The organism is Microbacterium sp. Cr-K20 (genome assembly GCF_000708325.1).
Lineage (GTDB): Bacteria > Actinomycetota > Actinomycetes > Actinomycetales > Microbacteriaceae > Microbacterium.
The window spans coordinates 16,544-36,469 of the sequence record NZ_JARE01000023.1 but is presented as its reverse complement, the minus strand read 5'-3'; the positions used below and the strand labels follow the sequence as shown (position 1 = coordinate 36,469).

Here is a 19,926-nt window from a genome sequence, read left to right as displayed (position 1 = left end):
GCGCGGCACTCACCGGCTGCTCTCTCGAGGGCTTCGTGGCGACCGTGGAGGTGCAGGCGGCGTACGCTGGACTCGCAGCCGTCTCCCGAGCCCGTGCCGGGCCACCCGAGGGACAGTGACGGCCGTGCGACCTCACTCACTGTGAACGACCCCACACAGTGGTGTGTATGGTGTGCTTCGAAGAAAGGACGCACCCTTGGCTGAAGGCAAGAAGCTCGTCATCGTCGAGTCCCCGACGAAGATGCGGTCTATTCAGGGATACCTCGGCGACGGCTATGAGGTACTCAGCTCCGTCGGCCATATCCGCGACCTCGCTGACAAGAAGGACATCCCGGCTGCCGACAAGCAGGCCTACGGGAAGTACTCCATCGACATCGACAACGGGTTCGACCCGTACTACGTCGTCTCCGATCGCAAGACGAAGACGGTCGCAGAACTCAAGCGCGCACTGAAGAGCGCCGACGAGCTCCTGCTCGCCACTGATGAGGACCGCGAAGGCGAGGCGATCGCCTGGCACCTGCTCGAGACGCTCAAGCCCAAGGTCCCCGTCAAGCGCATGGTGTTCCACGAGATCACCAAGGACGCGATCCAGGCGGCAGTCGGCAACACGCGTGAGCTCGACCACGACCTCGTCGACGCGCAAGAGACCCGCCGCATCCTCGACCGCCTGTACGGCTGGGACGTCTCGCCTGTCCTCTGGTACAAGGTCAAGACCGGCATCTCGGCCGGACGCGTGCAGTCCGCCGCGACCCGCCTCATCGTCGACCGCGAGCGTGAGCGCATGGCGTTCACCTCGGCCGAGTACTGGGACGTCGACGCTCAGGCAGCCGCGACCGGCACGTCGTTCAAGATCCGCCTCGTGCGTGTCGACGGCGGCCAGCTCGCCCGCGGCACCGACTTCGACGACGACGGAAAGCTCAAGAAGGCCGTCGTCATCCTCGATGAGGCCACCGCTGCCGCGCTCGCCGAGGCGGTTGACGCCGTCGGCGCCGGCAGCGTCACCAAGGTCGAAGCCAAGCCGGGCACACGCAGCCCCTATGCGCCGTTCACCACCTCCACGATGCAGCAGGAGGCGGGCCGCAAGCTCTCGATGGGTGCCAAGCAGGCGATGGGCGTGGCCCAGCGGCTGTACGAAAAGGGCTACATCACTTATATGCGTACCGACTCCACGTCGCTGAGCACCCAGGCGGTGCAGGCGGCGCGGAGCCAGGCGGTGGCCCTCTACGGCGACGCCGCGGTGCCGCTGAAGCCGCGCGTGTACAAGTCCAAGAGCAAGAACGCGCAGGAGGCGCACGAGGCGATCCGTCCCTCGGGAGACACCTTCCGCACGCCCGCCTCTCTCTCGTCCGAGCTCGACCGCGACGAGCAGCGCCTCTACGACCTCATCTGGAAGCGCACGGTCGCCAGCCAGATGTCCGACGCCAAGTACGAGACCACCACGGTCACGATCGCCGTCGACGCCGCGGGGAAGAAGGCCGAGTTCACGGCTTCCGGAACCGTCTACACCTTCAAGGGCTTCCTGGAGGCCTACGAAGAGGGCCGCGACGAGAAGCGCGGCGACGCGGATGCTACCGAGAACCAGTCGCTCCCCGCCGTCGCCGTCGGAGATCAGCTCGCGGTGTCGGATGCGGAGGCCAAGGGGCACCGCACCACGCCGAAGCCGCGCTACACCGAGGCGTCGCTCGTGAAGGTCCTCGAAGAGAAGGGCATCGGCCGTCCCTCGACCTTCGCCTCGATCCCCGAGACCATTCTCGACCGCGGTTATGCGGTCAAGCGCGGACAGGCACTCGTGCCGACGTGGCTCGCGTTCAGCGTGGTCCGGTTGCTCGAGGAGCACTTCGCCGAGCTGGTCGACTACGACTTCACCGCTGCGCTCGAGGACGACCTCGACACGATCGCCCGCGGCGAGCAGAACCGCGTGGAATGGCTCAAGTCGTTCTACTTCGGCTCCGACTCACACGTCGGCCTCCGCCAGGTCGTCGACAACCTCGGCGAGATCGACGCGCGTGCCCTCAACTCCACCCGCATCACGGACACCGCCACGCTGCGCTTCGGCAAGTACGGTCCGTACCTCGAGGTCGCCGACCCGGAGAACCCCGACGCCAAGCCGCGCATCGTCAATGTGCCGGAAGACCTCGCGCCCGACGAGCTAACCGCCGAGAAGGCGCAGGAGCTCATCGACGCTCCCGTCGCGGGCGACCGCGTGCTCGGGGAGAACCCGGAGAACGGCAAGATCGTCGTCGTCAAGGACGGCCGGTTCGGTCCGTACGTGCAGGAGAACGACCCGGTGTCCGAGGACGCGGCGGTCGACGAGACGACCGGCGAGGTCGTCGAGGCCCCGAAGCCGAAGCGTGGAGCGAAGAAGGAGACGGCCCCGAAGCCGCGCACCGCATCGCTGTTCCGCTCGATGTCGGTCGACACGATCGAGCTCGACACCGCTCTGCAGCTCCTGAGCCTGCCGCGTGTGGTGGGCGTCGACCCCGAATCGGGCGACGAGATCACGGCGCAGAACGGCCGCTTCGGTCCGTACTTGAAGAAGGGCACCGACTCGCGGTCGCTCGAGAGCGAATCGCAGATCTTCGACGTCACGCTCGAGCAGGCGCTGGAGATCTACTCCCAGCCGAAGTACGGTGCCGGTCGTCGTGCATCCAGCGCACTCGCCGAGTTCGAGGCCGACCCCGTCAGCGGTAAGCCGATCCGCATCCGCGACGGCCGTTTCGGGGCCTACGTGACCGATGGCGAGACGAACGTGACGATTCCGCGCGGGCAGACTGTCGAGGACATCACGTTCGAGATCGCCGTGCAGATGCTCGCCGACAAGCGTGCCAAGGGCCCGGCTCCGAAGCGCGGTGCGGCCAAGAAGGCGCCCGCCAAGAAGGCGCCGGCCAAGAAGGCCGCCGCCAAGAAGCCCGCAGCCAAGACGGCGGCCAAGTCGACGACCGCGAAGAAGACCCCCGCGAAGAAGACCACGGCGGCGACGTCGGCCGCACGGTCGGCTGCGGCGAAGAAGGCTGCGGCCACCCGTGCGGCGAACGCCGCCGCGAAGGCAGCGGAGAAGGCGAGCTCGTGACTCCAGGTCACGGGGTGTGGATCACGCTCGAAGGCGGAGACGGCTCTGGCAAGACCACGCAGTCGACTCTGCTCGCGGAGTGGCTCGAAGGCACCGGGCGCACCGTCGTGCGCACGCGCGAACCCGGTGGTTCCGAGGTCGGGCAGCTCATCCGCGACATCGTGCTGCATCATCGAGGTGACATCGCGCCGCGCGCCGAGGCGTTGCTCTACGCGGCCGACCGCGCGCACCACGTGGCGACGGTCGTGCGACCCGCACTCGACCGCGGGGATGTCGTGCTGCAGGATCGCTACCTCGACTCGTCCGTGGCGTACCAGGGTGCCGGCCGTGTGCTCGATGCGACCGAGATCCGTGATCTTTCGCTCTGGGCGGCCGAAGGCGCGCTGCCCGACCTGACCGTGCTGCTCGACCTCGACCCCGCTGCGGCCCGCACCCGCCTCGACTCCGCCGACAAGCCGTTCGACCGGCTGGAAGCAGAACAGGCGGAGTTCCACGGGCGCGTTCGCGACGCGTACCTGGCCCTCGCGGCGGCCGAGCCCGAGAGATTCCTCGTCCTCGACGCCGCCGCAGCGCCGACGGTGATCGCGGAGCAGATCCGTGCGCGGGTCGGCGCACTGCTCGGCTGACCTGCGCGAGTGACACCCATGCCGTCGGCGTCGGTGGTCGCGATTAGGCTGAGTGCATGCCCCGCACCGTTCCTCCTCCTTTCCCGTGGGCGGACGTGTGGGGGCAGGATGCTGCCGTCGACACGCTCCGTGCGGCGGCATCCGATCCGGGTGCGCTCTCGCATGCCTGGCTGATCACCGGCCCGCCCGGATCCGGCCGTTCGACTCTCGCGTATGCGTTCGCGGCCGCTCTGGTCGCCGACCACCCCGAAGATGAGGCGGTGATGCGGCAGGTCTTCGCGGGCACCCATCCCGACGTCACGGCGCTCCGCACCGACAAGGTGATCATCACGATCGCCGAGGCCCGCGCTCTCGTGGAGCGCTCCTACTTCGCACCCTCCGCGGGTCGGTACCGCGTCATCGTCGTCGAAGACGCCGATCGCATGGTCGAACGCACCTCCAATGTGCTGCTGAAAGCACTCGAGGAGCCGCCCGAGCAGACGGTGTGGATCCTGTGCGCGCCCAGCGAGGCCGACCTGCTGCCGACGATCCGCTCCCGGGTCCGCTCGCTGCGACTGCGGGAGCCGGATGTCGCCGATGTGGCCCGGCTCATCACCCTGCGCACGGGGGCCGATGAGGCCGTCGCCGAGCAGGCGGCGCGGCATTCGCAGCGCCACATCGGGATGGCGCAGCGTCTCGCCACCGATGACGCGGCTCGGCGTCGGCGCGACGAGACCCTGCGGTCCGTCATCGGCGTCCGTGGTGTCGGCGATGCAGTCGATGTCGCGGGTCGGATCATCCAGGCCGCGACCGAAGACGCGAAGGCCCTCACGGCGGAGCGCGACGCGCAGGAGCGGGCTTCGCTCCTGCGCACGATCGGAATCGCCGAGGGGCAGGCCGTGCCGCCGGCATTGCGCACACAGCTCTCGGCGCTCGAAGACGATCAGAAGAAGCGCGCCACGCGCAGCCTGCGTGACGGCATCGACCGCGTGCTCACCGACCTGCAGTCGCTGTTCCGCGACGTGATCATGCTGCAGTTCGGCCGCGGCGACGATCTCATCAACCGCGAGCTGCGCCCCGAGCTGGAAGGCCTCGCGTCGGCCTGGCCTGAGGCCCGTACCCTTGTCGTACTTGACCACCTTGCCGAGACGCGGCAGTCGCTGGAGCGCAACGTCGCTCCGCTGCTCGCACTGGAGAGCTTGCTCGTGACGATCACGCGCGGGAGGAAACCGTGAACAACCGATCGACTTCCCGCTTCCGTCGCGCCGCCGCGGTCATCGCCGGCCTCGCCGCGGCATCCGTCGCCCTCTCGGGCTGTCTCTACGCCATGATCCCCGAGCAGTCGTCGCGGCCGGCGACGACCATCGTCCCCGACACCGACGGGGTCGCCGAAGATCTGCTGCCGTTCTATTCGCAGGAACTGGAGTGGACGGACTGCGGCCCCGGCTTCGACTGCACCGAGGTGACGGCGCCCCTCGACTGGGAGAACCCGGGAGCCGGTGACATCAGCCTGTCGGTGATCCGCCATCGCGCGCAGGGGACCCCCGTCGGCTCCCTGTTGACGAACCCGGGCGGTCCCGGATCGAGCGGTGTGGAGCTCGTCCAGAGCAGCCTCGACTTCGCGGTGGGACCTGATCTCATCGAGAACTACGACGTGATCGGCTTCGACCCGCGCGGAGTCGGGGGCTCCACCGCGGTGACCTGCTACGACGCACCGGAGATGGACGACTACCTCTACGGCATCCCGTCCGCCGCCCGTGGCACCGCGGAGTGGGAAGCCGAGCTGCTCGACGCGCACAAGTCGTTCGCCGAGGCATGCGAGGCGAACAGTGACGGCATCCTGCCGCACATCACGACGGTCAACTCCGCCCGCGACATGGACCTGATCCGCGCGGTGCTGGGCGACAAGCAGCTCAACTATCTCGGCTACTCCTACGGCACGTTCCTCGGCGCGACCTATGCCAAGCTCTACCCCGAGAAGGCCGGACGCCTGGTGCTCGACGGCGCCATCGATCCGGCGGTTCCGGGTCTCGAGGTCGGGGCGACTCAGGCTCTGGGCTTCGAGTCGGCGCTGCGCGCCTACATGCAGAACTGTCTCGACTCGGGGAACTGCCCCTTCAACGGCACAGTGGACGAGGCGATGGCCGATCTCGGGGCGCTGCTGGCGAGCGTCGACCGCACTCCGCTCGAGAACGGCGATGGGCGGATGATGGGCGCGGACTCCCTGCTGACGGGGATCATCGCCGCGCTCTACGCCCAGGAAAGCTGGGACATCCTCACCCAGGCCCTCGATGAGGCGCTGCAGGGAGACCCGACCACGGCGTTCCTGCTCGCCGACTATTACAACAAACGCGGCGATGACGGAATCTACACCGACAACTCCACCGAGGCCTTCCGTGCATACAACTGCATGGACTACCCGGTCGAAGACGACCCGGCCGCCGAAGCCGCGATCGAGGCCAAGATCGCCGAGGGCGCGCCGACCATCGCCCCGTACTGGACCGGACCGGACTCCTGCGAGGTCTGGCCCTACCCGCCCACCGGCACGCGCGGCGAGATCGCGGCTGAGGGTGCAGGACCCATTCTCGTGATCGGCACGACGAACGATCCGGCGACGCCGTACGAGTGGTCCGAGTCGCTGGCGGACCAGCTCGAAGAAGGGGTCCTGATCACCCGCGTCGGCGAGGGCCACACCGGGTACAACAAGGGCAACGTCTGTGTGGACGACGCCGTCGAAGCGTTCCTGCTCGACGATGTGGTGCCCGAAGACGGCCTGCGCTGCGAGTGAGGCGGGCTCGATTCGCGACCGGGCACGAGACAGGGTAATATCGGTGATCGCGCCGCTCACGCGTCGCACGCCGCTTTAGCTCAGTCGGCAGAGCATTTCACTCGTAATGAAAAGGTCGTCAGTTCGATTCTGACAAGCGGCTCCGAAGGCCCCGTGATGTGAAGAACATCACGGGGCCTTTCCCGTTCCAGCGGCGTACCCTCGAATCATGAGCAGAGCGCTTCTGATCGTCGATGTGCAGAACGATTTCACCGAGGGTGGTGCACTCGCCGTGACGGGCGGTGATGCGGTGGCCGCTGCCGTCACGACGTTCCTCGCCGCGCATTCCTCCGACTACGCGGTGATCGTCGCCTCGCGGGACTGGCATGACGCGGAGGGCGACAACGGCGGACACTTCGCCGGCACGCCCGACTTCGTCGACTCCTGGCCCGTGCACTGCGTCGCGGGCACGGAAGGTGCCGACTACGACCCGCTCCTGGTGACGGATGCCGTGACGCACCATGTCCGCAAGGGACAGGGCAAACCCGCGTACTCGATGTTCGAGGGGGAGACGGAGGCGGGTGAGACCGTCGGAGCGCTCCTCACTGCCGCGGGAGTGCTCAGTGCCGATGTGGTCGGCATCGCGACCGATCACTGCGTCCGGGCGTCCGCGCTCGACGCGATCGCGCACGGCGTCCATGTACGGATTCTGACCGACCTCGTGGCCGGGGTGGCTCCGGAGCCGAGCGAAGCGGCCCTCGCAGAACTCGTGCACGCGGGTGCGGAATTGGTCGAGAGCACCGACGCGTGAACCGCAGCGTCCTGCTGCTTCGGGCTGTGAACGTCAGCGGACGCAACAGCGTGCCGATGGCACGGTTGCGAGAGGTGCTGGCGACCGATACCGATCTCGCCGACGTGTCTACCTACATCGCGAGCGGCAACATCGTCTGTGCGACCCCGGAGAACCCGGGTGCCGCGTGCGCCCTCGTCCGCTCGCTCATCCATGAGGAGTTCGGGGTCGACACTCCGGTCATCCACCGAACGCACACGCAGTTGGTCGCGTCGGAATCCGCTCAGCCGTTTCCCGAGGGTGACGTGAAGTTCGTGCACGCGATGTTCCTCGAGGGGACGCCCTCGGCGGGGGCGGTCGAGGCGCTGGGGAGACGACTCCTGCCGGAGGAGCGTCTGGAGCTCGTGGGGAACGACCTGTGGATCGACTACGGGAGTGGTGGAGTGCACTCCACGAAGCTCACGAAGGGGGTGCTGGACCGTGCGCTGGGCGTGGCCGGGACCGCCCGCAACCTCCGGACGACGCGCACACTCATCGAGCTGACGGAGTGACGGAGTGACGGAGTGACGGCGCCGGAGATCGTCGAGGCCTGAGTCTCAGCCCTGGACCCCGCCGGTCTCCGTGCTCAGCGCGGTCGGCGGCGTGTGCGGGTGCGACTGCAGGTCGACGCGGCGGGTGCCGCATCCCCCGCACCGCACGTAGAGGATGACGCCCTCACTCGTCGGATGCCGCGACTCGACGAGCCATGCGTGCTCATGGGACGCGGTTTCGGGCCGGATGCGGGGGATCGGGAGCGTGTTCTGCGAGGTCATGTACCCAGCGTGATGTAATGGTCTTATGCATCTCAACCCTTACGGCGAATACGCGGTGCTGCTGGCCGCCTCCCTCGCCAACGACTGGCCGGCCGACCGCGCCGGGATCGAGGAGCGCACCCTCGAACTAGGCATGACGCAGACGTTCCCGCCGGCGGCCGATGATCATGAGCGGATCAAGACGGTCATCGATGACTGGCTCGCGATCGTCGACGAGCCCGACCCCGATGCCCGGGCTCTGCTGCTGAACGCGCAGCTCGCGGCAGCAGCCGCTTACCCCCGGCTCACTAACCACGACGGGGAGGGCTGGCACCTGCACTACCGCGATGACGTGCCGTCACTGCCCTACGTGTTGCGGGCGATCATCAGCCTCGGCACCTCGCTGCACCTCGTGACACGGGGGATGAGCAGGCTCGGCAGGTGTCAGGCCGCGCCGTGCACGAATGTCGTCGCGGACGTGACCCGCAACGGCCGTCAGCGCTTCTGCTCCGTGCGCTGTGCGAACCGCGCGGCCGTCCGACGGCACCGGGCGCGGGCCTGACACCACCGCTCAGGCGGTCTGCCCGGAGTGCTTGCCCTCGCCGATCTCTTCGACGAGCTTCGCGTTGAACGCAGGCAGGTCGTCGGGAGTGCGGCTGGAGACGAGGCCCTCGTCCACGACGACCTCCTCGTCGACCCAGCTCGCCCCGGCGTTTCGGAGGTCAGTCGTCAGGCTCGGGTAGCTGGTGAGCGTCCGGCCGTCCACGACACCGGCCTCGATGAGGATCCAGGCACCGTGGCAGATCACGCCCACGGGCTTGTGCTGCTCGAAGAAGGCCCGCGCCAGGGCGATCGACGGCTTGTCGAGGCGCAGGTGGTCGGCGTTCACGACGCCGCCGGGAAGCACGAGCGCGTCGAATTGGTCGGCCGACGCGTCGGAGGCGAGGAGATCCACGGCCTGCTCGTGACCGTTCTTCCCGGTGATCGCGGCGCCATCCGGGGCGATCAGCGTCGCGCTCGCGCCCTCGGCGGTCACCGCATCCCACGGGCTGGTGAGCTCGCTGTCCTCGAATCCGTCCGTCGCCAGGAATGCCACTCGGTTGCCGGTGAGAGTCATGGTTCGTCGTCCTTTCGTGGAGGGTCGTCCGCGGGGAGCGGACGAGTAGACCCTCTCCCGGGACACCCGAATGTGGGAAGGGGGTGGCCTCTGCGAGGAGCCGGTGATACAGGAGAAGCCGTCGTCTCCGGAGCGCTCCCCTCGGATTCCGCTGCGGCAGCAGTAGCATCCAGACATGCGCGTTCGTCCTGCTCTCGTCCTCCTGCCGATGCTCGTTCTGCTCGCGGCCTGCGCCCCCGAGCCGGCTCCGAGCCCGTCGCCGTCGACGTCGTCGACCTCTGCGCCCACGTCGCCCACTCCCACACCGTCTGAGACCTCCGCGCCGACCCCGGACCCGACGGAGGCCGCCTCGGAATTCTCCGGCCCCCAGCTCGTGAAGCTCTGCACCGAGAAGACACGCAGCCTGGCACCGGACGCGACCTACTACGCCGACATGGCGACCACCGAGTGGCTTGCGGAGAAGTCCCTCTGGTTCGTCGTCATCCCCAAGACGCTGGACGGCCAGGACAGCGTCGCGGTGTGCGCGATCGGCGGTACCCCGAAAGCCCCGACGTTCGAACTCGAAGGCGAGACGCTGCCCAGTGGCGTGGCCGACATCCGCGCGGAACTGCTGGCGGGCGAGCACGACGGCGAATCCTGAGACAGGTGCCGCCGCGCTCACCCTGCGGTGGGCCCCGTGGGGCTCGAACCCACGACCCGCGGATTAAAAGTCCGATGCTCTGCCAACTGAGCTAGAGGCCCCTGCTCAAAGTCTAGTGCGCACGACGAGGGGCCGTCGGCGACAGAACGTCGCCGGCGGCCCCTTCTCCTTCCCGGGTGGCTCCCCCTACCCCGAGAAGGCCGCGTGCCGGGTCCTCCTCCCGGCCATCCCGTGCTTAGGAAGCCGGGGGCATCAGGACCGTGTCGATCAGGTACACGGTCGCGTTCGCGGTCTGCACTCCACCACAGACGACCTTGGCGTCGTTGACCATCCAGTCATCGCCGCTGCCGGTGACTTCGAGCTCGGCACCCTGGACCGTCTTGTGCATGCCCTCGATGTCGGCCGGCTCGATCTGGCCGGGGACCACGTGGTAGGTCAGGATCGAGCTCAGCGTCTCGCTGTCGGTCTTGAGAGCCTCGATGGTGGCCGGGTCGATCTTCGCGAAGGCGTCATCCACCGGTGCGAACACGGTGAACTCGTCTCCGTTGAGCGTGTCGACGAGGTTCACGTCGGGGTTGAGCTGTCCGCTCACCGCTGCGACCAGCGTGGTCAGCATCGGGTTGTTGGATGCGGCGACGGCGACCGGGTCCTGGGACATGCCCTGGATCGATCCTGCGCCCTCCGGCACAGCTTCGGCGTAGGCGGCGCAACCGGGGCCCACGAGGTTCGCGGCCGGGTCCATCTCCTCCATCGGCGTCGACTCCGACGTCTCCGGAGTCTTGGGCTCGGTGGACTCCTCCGTGGTGCTGCCGCTGCCCATCGAACAGGCGGAGAGCAGGAACGCGCTCGCCAGGCCGAGGGTGATGGCTGCGGTGACCTTCTTCTTGGTGCTGAACATGTCGAGCTCCTTCAGAACTGAGCCACGGCCTCTCCGTGGCGTCGAGGGCTGTTCGGAGCACCTTCGAGATCGGATGGGAGAAATCTCAGAAATCTCTCAGATCGATCGAATCCAATCCGTTGTCGTCCCCGGAGCGAACAGCTCCCGACAGAAGTGGGGACCTCATGGACCTGATCATCATCGGCCTGCTCGGCGGGCTCATCACCGGCATCTCGCCGTGCATCCTGCCCGTGCTGCCCGTGATCTTCCTCACCGGGGGCGCCCAGTCCGCGCGGTATGAAGACGAGGTGGTGCCCGCCAGGCGCAGCCGCCCGTACTTCGTGATCGCGGGGCTGGTGCTGAGCTTCACGCTCGTCACGCTCGGCGGCTCACTGCTGCTCGGGCTGCTGAATCTGCCGCAGGACATCATCCGCTGGGTCGGCATCGCGGTGCTGATCATCATCGGCGTCGGGCTCATCGTGCCGCGGTTCCAGCACATCCTCGAGCGCCCGTTCCAGCGGTTCGGTCAGCGCGAGGTGAAGAACCGGGGGAGCGGCTTCGGCGTCGGCCTCGCGCTGGGTGCGGTCTTCGTGCCGTGCGCCGGCCCCGTGCTGGCCGCCATCATCGTCGCCGGCTCCACCGGTCAGATCGGCATCGGAACCGTGCTGCTCACCGTGTCGTTCTCGATCGGCGTGGCGGTGCCGCTGCTGATCTTCGCCCTCGCCGGCCGCAGCGTCGTCGAGCGCATCCGCTCCTTCCGCTCGAAGGAGCGCGGGCTGCGCATCGCCGCCGGCATCGCGATGATCGCGCTCGCCGTCGGGCTCGTGTTCAACGTGCCCCAGGCGCTGCAGCGTCTGCTGCCCGACTACACGGCTCCGCTCCAGGAGCAGATCGCCGACTCCGACCAGGTGAAGGACGCCCTCGATCTCGGCGGACTCGTCAACGAAGAGAACAAAGATCTCGACAAGTGCACCAACGGTGCCGAGGAACTCGAGTCGTGCGGAACGGCGCCGTCGATCAAGGGCATCCAGGAATGGCTCAACACCCCGAACGGGGAGGCGCTCGACCTGAAGGACCTGCGCGGTCAGGTGGTGCTGATCGACTTCTGGGCGTACTCGTGCATCAACTGCCAGCGTTCGCTCCCGCACGTGGTCGCCTGGGATGAGGCGTACCGCGATGCGGGCCTGCAGGTGATCGGCATCCACTCTCCCGAGTATGCGTTCGAGAAGGACCCGGGCAATGTGGCGGCCGGCGCGCGAGACTTCGGCATCGAATACCCGGTCGCCCTCGACAACAACCTGTCGACGTGGACGAACTACCGCAACCGCTACTGGCCCGCCCACTACCTGATCGATGCAGAGGGAACCGTGCGCCACATCTCGTTCGGAGAGGGCAACTACGCCGCGACCGAGTCGATGATCCGCGAGCTGTTGAAGGACGCGGATCCGTCCGTCGACCTTCCCGGTGCGACAGACGTCGAAGATGACACACCCGATGTGGGGTCGACGACGAGGGAGACATTCCTCGGTTCGTCGAAGGACGTCAACTACGGCGGCGACGGCGACTACCGCTCCGGCACCAACGCGTACACGTTCCCGAAGGATCAGCCGGCCGACAGCTTCGCGCTCGACGGCGACTGGACGATCGAGACGCAGTACGCGACGCCAGAGGGCGATGACGGACGGATCAGCCTCGAGTATCACGCCGCCGAGGTGCGGGTCGTGGTCGCCGGAACCGGCGACATCGAGCTCCGTCGCGACGACGGATCGACGGAGACGATCGCGATCGACGGGACCCCGCGCTCGTACGAGCTGCTGAAGCAGGCCGACATCGCCGAAGGCACCCTCACGCTCGACGTCCCGCCCGGAATCCAGGTCTATTCCTTCACATTCGGGTGACGTCTGCACGGGTACGGAGAGGAGATGCGGCATGCTTGTGGAGATGGTCATCGATGGAATGGACGTCCCGGAGGACGGCGCGACGCAGGATGCTGTCGGCGACCTCCTCGTGCGCGTCGCCGACGGTGACCAGGCTGCCTTCGCGGCCCTCTACGACGCCCTCTCCTCCCGCGCCTTCGGGCTGATCCTCCGCGTGCTGGTCAACCGGGCGCAGAGCGAGGAGGTCCTGCAGGAGGTCTTCCTGGAGATCTGGCAATCCGCTTCCCGCTTCGCTCCGAACAGAGGTCAAGGACGAACGTGGGTCATGACGATCGCACATCGTCGGGCCGTCGACCGGGTGCGGGCATCGCAGTCGAGCGCCGACCGCGATGTGCGGGCCGGATTCAAGGACATCGGTGTGGCACACGACAGCGTCGCAGAACAGGTGGAGCTGGGAATCGAAGGCGAGAAGGTCGTCGACGCTCTCTCGGGGCTTCCTGAGGTGCAGCGCGAGGCACTCGTCCTCGCCTACTACGGCGGTTACAGTCAGAACGAGATCGCGGCCCTGGTGGGCGCGCCGCTGGGGACGATCAAGACACGGATGCGAGACGGGCTGACCCGTTTGCGCACGGCGATGGGGGTGACGGCATGAACGAGAGAGAGTTCGCAGAGCTCGCGGCAGGTGCCGCCCTGCACGCGCTGTCGGCAGACGACGAGCGCCGTTTCCGTGACGCACTCGCCGCGCACCCCGAGTGGCAGGCCATCGTCGAGGCGGATGCCGGTGCGGCCGGGCTACTCGCCGAGACGGCCGCGACGGTAGATCCGCCCGCGAGCATCCGGTCCGCCCTGCTCGCGCAGATCGCCGTCACGCCACAGAGAATCGAGTCGGACGGCGACGAGCCGCGTGCGGCCGCTCCGGCACCGGAGAGCTTCACGACGGAGGAGGCCGCCGCCGAATCCCCGAAGCCGCGCCGATGGACTCGCACGGTGTTCGCGTTGGCCGCGTGCCTCGCCCTCCTCGTCGGCGTCGGCATCGGCGCAGTGGCTCTGAATCAGCAGCTGAACCGCCCCGCGAGCGTGGTCGCCCTGCAAGAGATCGAAGCGGCGGGAGACGCCGAGCAGGCGACGGTCGCGCTCGATGACGGCGGAACGGCGACGGCGCACTGGTCGGGCTCGGTCGGCAAGGCCGTGCTCGTGGCCGACGGGCTCCCGAATCCCGGGGAGGGCGAGACCTACGAACTCTGGTTCGTGCGCGGTGACGCCCCCGTCTCGGCAGGCGTGTTCGATGTCGACGGCGGTGAGGCGACAGCCCTGCTCGATGGCGACATGCAGGCAGGAGATGCGATCGCGGTGACCGTCGAACAGGCCGGCGGCTCGCCGACGGGGCAACCGACGTCTGACCCGGTGATCGTCATCCCCACGGCCTGAGCGTCGCCGATCGCGCGTACCCTGGAGGGATGCCTGAGCAGCACCACCGCCCTGTGCGCCGACCGTCCTCCTCCTTCGACAACATCGTCGGCGCGCACGATCCCGCCGAAGAGACGCGGGTCGCACACGCCACGGCATCCGCTCTGCTGACGCGCGTCCGTGCGGACGAGAGCGGTGCCAGCGCGGAGCGGCTCGTGGCCTTCACCTCCGAGCACGGCATCGACGAGATCGCGGAGCTGTGGTCGAAGGCTCCGTCCCGCACGCTTCCCGGCGCGCTGTGGCGCCTGTACGTGCTGCAGCTCGCGATCCACGCCGACGCCCGCACGGCCGCGCTGCTCTACGACCGCGGTCGGGTGGAGCTGGCCTCGGCCGATGTCGTGATCGCCGGCGCTCCGGTGCCGGCGAGCCCTGACGAGCTCGTCGCGCTGATCGACACGATCCTGCGCGGGGCGTTCCGCGGGGACTTCGCGGTGGCTCTCGACCGCGCCGCCGCGTTCTGCCGGGTGCAGGCTTCGGGGGCGACCCACTCGGCGGACGACTACGAGCCCACCGAACCGGCGCGAGCCAGCGAACTGACCACCCGAGCGCTGCGACTCAGCAGCTATGCGCAGGATCTGGCGGCCGCAGCGGTGCTGTGGCGCACGGGGGCTCTCAGCTGACGGACACGCTCCGGCGGGCCGCCGGCCCTGCAGAATAGAGCCCGGACAAAGAAAAGACCGGGCCGCAAGAACGCCTCTCGGCGGAAGGCCGCTCGTAGCGGCGAAAAATGGAGCCCGGGGTTATGCGGCCCGGCCACTCAATTGTAACGCGATGCGGCGGTGGCTATTCCCGCCCTCTAGGCTCGGATCATGACCGGGCGTTTCGCACTCATGATCGATCCCGTGCCCGCCGAGGAGCAGCGCTCCGACTACGCCGACACGTTCACGCAGGTGGATGCCGCGGCCCCCGCGCTCAGCGTGGGAGAGCTGAGCACGCAGCGCGGTGACGGCGTGTTCGAGTCGATCGGCGTGGTCGACGGGCATGCGCAGGAAGTCGTCCCGCACCTCGAGCGGCTCGCGCACTCGGCACGCCTGTGCGACCTTCCGGTGCCGAACCTCGCGCAGTGGCGCCAGGCCATCGACCGGGCCGCGGCACAGCTCGGTGCGGGCGAATCCGTGATCAAGCTCATCCTCAGCCGCGGCGTCGAGCACGGGCCCACGCCGACGGCATGGGTGACGGCGGCGCCGGCATCCGATTTCTCCGCCGTACGGGAGCAGGGCGTGCGTGTCGTCACCCTCGACCGCGGATACGACCTGGGCGCGGCCGAGCGGGCGCCGTGGCTGCTGCTAGGCGCCAAGACCCTCTCTTACGCCGTGAACATGGCTGCTCTGCGTGAGGCGCACCGGCGCGGGGCGGACGACGCGATCTTCCTGTCGAGCGACGGCTTCGTGCTGGAGGCGCCGACGGCTTCGCTGATCCTCCGGTTCGGCGACCGCTTCGTCACCCCCGCCCCGAACGGCGGCATCCTGCACGGCACGACCCAGCTCAGCGTGTACGACCATCTCGCGGCACAGGGTTTCGACGTCGGCTACGACCGCATCCCGGCGACGGATCTCCCGCAGGCGGATGCCGCGTGGCTCGTGTCGAGCGTCCGCCTCGCTGCGGCGATCACCGCCGTCGACGATGTCTCGCTCCCGGTCGACGCCGCCCTCACCGCCGACCTGAATCGCTACCTGCTCTCCCCGCGCGACTGAGCGTCGAGGCGTCGCCGACACGCGAGAGGGTCCGAGAACCGAAGTTCCCGAACCCTCTTCCGTCAGCCTCGACTCACCCGAAGCGGCCGGAGACGTAGTCCTCGGTGGCCTGCACGGACGGGGTGGTGAAGATGCTCGTCGTGTCGTCGTACTCGATGAGCTTGCCCGGCTTGCCGGTGCCGGCGATGTTGAAGAAGGCCGTCTTGTCGGACACGCGGGACGCCTGCTGCATGTTGTGCGTGACGATGACGATCGTGAACTCGTTCTTGAGCTCGCCGATCAGCTCCTCGATCGCGTAGGTCGAGATCGGGTCGAGAGCCGAGCACGGCTCGTCCATCAACAGCACCTCGGGCGACACGGCGATCGCGCGGGCGATGCACAGACGCTGCTGCTGCCCGCCGGACAGGCCGGATCCCGGGCGGTCGAGCCGGTCCTTGACCTCATTCCACAGGTTCGCACCCGTGAGTGACTTCTCGACCAGGGCGTCCTGGTCGCTCTTCGACATCCGGGTGTTGTTGAGCTTGACGCCCGCGAGCACGTTCTCCTTGATCGACATCGTGGGGAACGGATTCGGCCGCTGGAAGACCATGCCGACCTGACGACGCACGAGCACCGGGTCGACGCCGGGACCGTAGAGGTCTTTGCCGTCGAGCAGCACCTCACCTTCGACGCGGGCGCCGGGGATGACCTCGTGCATGCGGTTCAGGGTGCGCAGGAACGTGGACTTGCCGCACCCCGAGGGGCCGATGAAGGCGGTCACGCTGCGCGGCTGGATGTCGAGGGAGACGCCCTCCACGGCGAGGAAGTTGCTGTAGTAGACGTTGAGGTCGTTGACTTCGATGCTCTTGGACACGTGGATTCCTGTTCTGAGTGGTCGGGCGCTCAGCGGCCGGAGACCTTCGGGGCGAACCACTTCGCGATGAGACGCGCGAGCAGGTTCAGGACCATGACGATGAGGATGAGGGTGAGGGCGGCGGCCCACGCGCGCGCGACGGCGGCGTCGGGGCTCGTGCCCTGATTCATGTACTGGTTGTAGGCGAACACCGGCAGGGTCATCATCTGACCGTTGAAGATGTTCAGGTTCATGCTCTGAGTGAAGCCGGCGGTGAGCAGCAGCGGCGCGGTCTCGCCGATGACTCGGGAGATCGCGAGCATGACCGAGGTCATGATGCCGGCGATCGAGGTCGGCAGTACGACCTTCAGGATGGTCAGCCACTTCGGAACGCCCAGGGCGTAGGAAGCCTCGCGGAGCTCGTTCGGGACGATCCGCAGCAGTTCCTCGCTGCCGCGCACGACCACCGGTGTCATCAGCACGGCGAGGGCGAGCGCGCCCATGAAGCCCATCGAGATGCCGGGCTTGAAGATGAGGGCGAACGCGGCGTAGATGAACAGACCGGCGACGATCGACGGGATGCCGGTCATCACGTCGACGAAGAACGTGATGGCCTTCGCGATCTTGCCGCGGCCGTATTCGACGAGGTAGATGGAGGTCATCAGACCGATCGGCACCGAGATGACGGTGGCGGTCAGGGTGATGAGCACCGTGCCCCAGATGGCGTGCACGATGCCGCCGCCCTCACCGACGACGTTGCGCATCGAGTAGCTGAAGAACTCGGCGTCGAACCGCTCGATGCCGTTGGCGACGACCGTCCACAGCAGCGACACGAGGGGAAGCAGGGCGATCAGGAAGGCCGTGGCGACGAGTGCCGTCATCAGCCGGTCGATGGCCTTGCGGCGGCTCTCCGCGATCGACGAGATCACCGTGATGATGACCATGTAGAGCAGGATGCCGACGATCGCTGTGCCGACGATGTTGAAGTCGGCGAGGCTGGACCCTGCGGCTGCGGCGGCGACCCCGAAGATCGCGGCGGAGATGGCGAAGGATGCCGCGAGCAGGGCCCACGGCGCCCACGTCGGCAGCTTGCCGGAGGTGAGCGAGGCAGCGTTGGCCGAGGCGGGGGGAGCGGAGGTGAGGGTGGTCATGTCAGTTCGCTCCCGAGAACTCGGCGCGGCGCGCGACGATCCAGCGCGCCAGCGCATTGACCGCGAAGGTCACGACGAAGAGGATGAGGCCGGTGGCGATGAGCGTGTTGACACCGGTGCCGTGCGCCTCTGGGAAGGCCAGGGCGATGTTGGCGGGGATCGGCGTCGGGTTGGTGGCGGTGAGCACCAGGAAGCTGACGACGGCCGAGGGGGAGAGCACCATGGTCACGGCCATGGTCTCGCCGAGTGCTCGTCCGAGGGCAAGCATCGCGGCGGACACCATGCCACCGCGGGCGAAGGGGAGCACCGCCATGCGGACCATCTCCCACCGCGTGGAGCCGAGGGCGAGTGCCGCTTCTTCGTGGAGCTTCGGTGTCTGCAGGAAGACCTCGCGGCAGATGGCCGTCATGATCGGGATGCACATCACCGCGAGCACGAGAGCTGCGGTGAGGATCGTCTTGCCCGTCGACGAGACCTGGCCGCCGAAGAACGGGACCCAGGAGGCGTTCGTGTTCAGCCAGGCGTAGATGGGCTGCAGCAGGGGAGCGAGCACCAGCCCGCCCCAGAGGCCGAACACCACGGACGGCACGGCGGCGAGCAGATCGATGACGTATCCGAGGAAGGCCGCGAGCCTCCGGTGCGCGTAGTGCGAGATGAACAGGGCGATGCCGATGGCGATCGGAGCGGCGATGAGCAGGGCGATGAACGAGGCCCAGAGCGTGCCGAAGACCAGCGGCCACACGTACACCCAGAAGGACTCGCCCTTGAGGATGTGGTTATCGCTGGTGTCGAGCTGGAACGCCGGGAGGCTCTGGATGAAGAGGAAGGCGGCGACGAGCGCGAGGACGATGAGGATGATGATCCCCGCCCCGAGCGCGGTGCCGGAGAAGACCCGGTCTCCGAGTCGCTGCTTCGCCTTGATCGGTGCGGGCGGCGCTTTGGCCGGTGCCGGTGTGGGCGCCTGCGCGGTCGTGCTCATGATCTCCCTGTTTCGGGCCGGGTAGATGTGGATCGGATACTGACCGGGAGGTGCCCCCGCGCCCCGTCGGGACGCGGGGGCACCGCTGTCAGTGGATCGGCTGGATCAGCCGACCTGGATCAGGTCGATCGCGGCCAGCACCTGCTCGCGCAGGCCGTCCGAGATCGGGGCGCTGCCGGCGTTCTCCGCAGCGGCGTCCTGGCCCTCGGCACTCGCGATGTAGGAGAAGTACTCCTTCACGAGCCCCGCGACGTTGCTGTCCTCGTACTGCTCGCAGCCGATGAGGTAGCTGACCAGGGCGATCGGGTAGGCGCCGTCCGCGGCGGCGGCCGGGTCGACGTCGAAGACGAGGTCGGCCTCGCCGCGGCCCTCGGCGAGCGGCGAGCCCTCGACGAGCTTCGAAGCGGCCTCCGCCGAGTACGGGACGAATTCCTCGCCGACGCCCACGGCGACCTGGCCGAGGCCATCGGCCTGCGATGCGTCGAGGAACCCGATGGCTCCGTTGCCGGCCGTGATGGCCTGCTTGACGCCGGAGGTGCCCTGTGCGGCCTCCCCGCCCTGGATCGGCCACTCATCGGAGACCTCGTAGGTCCAGACATCGGGTGCCGTCGCGCTCATGTACTTCGCGAAGGTCTCCTGCGTTCCCGAGGGGTCGGAGCGGTGCACCGGCGAGATCGCCAGGTCGGGGAGCTCGACGCCGTCGTTCAGCGCGGCGATCTCCGGCGCGTTCCAGTTGGTGATCGTGCCCGCGAAGATGCCCGCGATGGTGGCGGCATCCAGGTTCAGGGCGTCGACGCCTTCGAGGTTGAAGGCGACGGCGACGGGCGAGATGTAGAGGGGGACCTCGACGATGTCGTCCGTGGTGCAGGCGCCGAAGCCGCCGGCGGCGATCTCCTCATCGTTGAATGCGCGGTCGGAGCCGATGAAGTTGCTGCCGCCCTCGAGGAAGTTCTCACGACCGGTGCCGGAGCCCGTGGGCTCGTAGTTGACGGTCACGTCGGGGTTGGCGGTCTGGAACGCGGCGACCCAGGCCTCCTGGGCGGCGGCCTGCGAGGAGGCGCCGGTGGCGTCGATGGTGCCGGAGAGCGTGGACTCGGCAGGAGCCTCGCTCGAGCCGGTGCCGCCTTCGTTCGCGGCACAGCCGGCGAGGGCGAGAGCGGCCACGGCGCCGATGGCGCCGATTCGTGCGATTCGGGAGATCTTCACTGTGGATCCTTCGATCTTTGATGGGTGGGGCCCGGTGCAGGGCACACAGTGACGCTAGGGGCG

20 protein-coding genes and 2 tRNA genes are annotated in these 19,926 nt (G+C 68.1%); 14 read left to right on the top strand and 8 right to left on the bottom strand.

The features are described 5' to 3' along the window. The first annotated feature begins 196 nt into the window (after positions 1–196). From topA to GZ67_RS0104155, 7 genes are all read left to right on the top strand, one after another. Positions 197–3,070 carry a type I DNA topoisomerase gene (gene topA, locus GZ67_RS0104185; RefSeq protein ID WP_029262798.1) on the top strand — a complete coding sequence of 958 codons (2,874 nt, stop codon included), beginning with the start codon at positions 197–199 and terminating at the stop codon, positions 3,068–3,070. Next, a complete protein-coding gene (tmk, locus tag GZ67_RS0104180; RefSeq protein ID WP_029262797.1) occupies positions 3,067–3,696 on the top strand; it encodes a dTMP kinase in 630 nt (209 codons plus the stop codon). The genes topA and tmk overlap by 4 nt, the downstream gene beginning before the upstream one ends. 56 nt (positions 3,697–3,752) lie before the next feature. Then, a complete protein-coding gene (locus GZ67_RS0104175; protein ID WP_029262796.1) occupies positions 3,753–4,910 on the top strand; it encodes a DNA polymerase III subunit delta' in 1,158 nt (385 codons plus the stop codon). Continuing rightward, positions 4,907–6,463: an alpha/beta hydrolase gene (locus tag GZ67_RS0104170; protein WP_029262795.1), complete on the top strand. Its 1,557-nt coding sequence runs from the start codon at positions 4,907–4,909 to the stop codon at positions 6,461–6,463. Before GZ67_RS0104175 ends, GZ67_RS0104170 begins: the two co-directional genes overlap by 4 nt. Before the next feature lie 69 nt (positions 6,464–6,532). Next, positions 6,533–6,605 (top strand) — tRNA-Thr (locus tag GZ67_RS0104165). Positions 6,606–6,671: 66 nt separating this feature from the next. Continuing rightward, a complete protein-coding gene (locus tag GZ67_RS0104160; protein WP_029262794.1) occupies positions 6,672–7,253 on the top strand; it encodes an isochorismatase family protein in 582 nt (193 codons plus the stop codon). Beyond that, positions 7,250–7,783, top strand: coding sequence for a DUF1697 domain-containing protein (locus GZ67_RS0104155; protein ID WP_029262793.1), 534 nt, complete (start codon positions 7,250–7,252; stop codon positions 7,781–7,783). Before GZ67_RS0104160 ends, GZ67_RS0104155 begins: the two co-directional genes overlap by 4 nt. Positions 7,784–7,828: 45 nt before the next feature. On the opposite strand, the gene GZ67_RS0104150 is transcribed toward GZ67_RS0104155, so the two are convergent. Next, on the bottom strand, positions 7,829–8,044 hold the full coding sequence (locus tag GZ67_RS0104150) for a hypothetical protein (protein WP_029262792.1): 216 nt from the start codon (positions 8,042–8,044) through the stop codon (positions 7,829–7,831). 25 nt (positions 8,045–8,069) lie between these two features. Here GZ67_RS0104150 and GZ67_RS0104145 point away from each other — a divergent pair, with 25 nt between their 5' ends. After that, entirely contained in the window at positions 8,070–8,585 is a 516-nt protein-coding gene (locus GZ67_RS0104145; RefSeq protein ID WP_029262791.1) for a CGNR zinc finger domain-containing protein, read from the top strand. A gap of 9 nt (positions 8,586–8,594) precedes the next feature. Here the strand turns inward: GZ67_RS0104145 and GZ67_RS0104140 are convergent, their stop codons facing one another. Next, on the bottom strand, positions 8,595–9,140 hold the full coding sequence (locus GZ67_RS0104140) for a type 1 glutamine amidotransferase domain-containing protein (protein WP_029262790.1): 546 nt from the start codon (positions 9,138–9,140) through the stop codon (positions 8,595–8,597). A gap of 175 nt (positions 9,141–9,315) precedes the next feature. Here GZ67_RS0104140 and GZ67_RS0104135 point away from each other — a divergent pair, with 175 nt between their 5' ends. Further along, positions 9,316–9,780, top strand: a complete 465-nt coding sequence (locus GZ67_RS0104135) for a hypothetical protein (RefSeq protein ID WP_029262789.1) — start codon at positions 9,316–9,318, stop codon at positions 9,778–9,780. A 28-nt stretch (positions 9,781–9,808) separates the two neighbouring features. Here the strand turns inward: GZ67_RS0104135 and GZ67_RS0104130 are convergent. Continuing rightward, a tRNA-Lys gene (locus GZ67_RS0104130) sits at positions 9,809–9,881 on the bottom strand. A gap of 134 nt (positions 9,882–10,015) precedes the next feature. Beyond that, positions 10,016–10,678 (bottom strand): fasciclin domain-containing protein, encoded by a 663-nt coding sequence (locus GZ67_RS0104125; RefSeq protein WP_029262788.1) that lies wholly within the window; start codon positions 10,676–10,678, stop codon positions 10,016–10,018. 164 nt (positions 10,679–10,842) lie between these two features. Here GZ67_RS0104125 and GZ67_RS0104120 point away from each other — a divergent pair, with 164 nt between their 5' ends. The 5 genes from GZ67_RS0104120 (at position 10,843) to GZ67_RS0104100 (ending at position 15,695) form a co-directional block, all read left to right on the top strand. Then, a complete protein-coding gene (locus tag GZ67_RS0104120; RefSeq protein ID WP_029262787.1) occupies positions 10,843–12,555 on the top strand; it encodes a cytochrome c biogenesis protein DipZ in 1,713 nt (570 codons plus the stop codon). A 31-nt stretch (positions 12,556–12,586) separates the two neighbouring features. Further along, positions 12,587–13,186, top strand: a complete 600-nt coding sequence (gene sigK, locus GZ67_RS0104115; RefSeq protein WP_029262786.1) for an ECF RNA polymerase sigma factor SigK — start codon at positions 12,587–12,589, stop codon at positions 13,184–13,186. Continuing rightward, positions 13,183–13,962: an anti-sigma factor gene (locus GZ67_RS0104110; protein ID WP_029262785.1), complete on the top strand. Its 780-nt coding sequence runs from the start codon at positions 13,183–13,185 to the stop codon at positions 13,960–13,962. Before sigK ends, GZ67_RS0104110 begins: the two co-directional genes overlap by 4 nt. A gap of 29 nt (positions 13,963–13,991) precedes the next feature. Beyond that, positions 13,992–14,621 (top strand): hypothetical protein, encoded by a 630-nt coding sequence (locus GZ67_RS0104105; RefSeq protein WP_029262784.1) that lies wholly within the window; start codon positions 13,992–13,994, stop codon positions 14,619–14,621. Positions 14,622–14,810: 189 nt separating this feature from the next. Further along, entirely contained in the window at positions 14,811–15,695 is an 885-nt protein-coding gene (locus tag GZ67_RS0104100; RefSeq protein WP_029262783.1) for an aminodeoxychorismate lyase, read from the top strand. A 73-nt stretch (positions 15,696–15,768) separates the two neighbouring features. Here the strand turns inward: GZ67_RS0104100 and pstB are convergent, their stop codons facing one another. From pstB to GZ67_RS0104080, 4 genes are all read right to left on the bottom strand, one after another. Continuing rightward, positions 15,769–16,548, bottom strand: coding sequence for a phosphate ABC transporter ATP-binding protein PstB (gene pstB, locus GZ67_RS0104095; protein WP_029262782.1), 780 nt, complete (start codon positions 16,546–16,548; stop codon positions 15,769–15,771). 29 nt (positions 16,549–16,577) lie between these two features. Next, a complete protein-coding gene (gene pstA, locus GZ67_RS0104090) occupies positions 16,578–17,678 on the bottom strand; it encodes a phosphate ABC transporter permease PstA (protein WP_029262781.1) in 1,101 nt (366 codons plus the stop codon). Between the two features lies 1 nt (position 17,679). Then, a complete protein-coding gene (pstC, locus tag GZ67_RS0104085; protein WP_051662330.1) occupies positions 17,680–18,657 on the bottom strand; it encodes a phosphate ABC transporter permease subunit PstC in 978 nt (325 codons plus the stop codon). A 105-nt stretch (positions 18,658–18,762) separates the two neighbouring features. Further along, positions 18,763–19,863 carry a phosphate ABC transporter substrate-binding protein PstS gene (locus GZ67_RS0104080; RefSeq protein WP_029262779.1) on the bottom strand — a complete coding sequence of 367 codons (1,101 nt, stop codon included), beginning with the start codon at positions 19,861–19,863 and terminating at the stop codon, positions 18,763–18,765. Between the last annotated feature and the right edge of the window lie 63 nt (positions 19,864–19,926).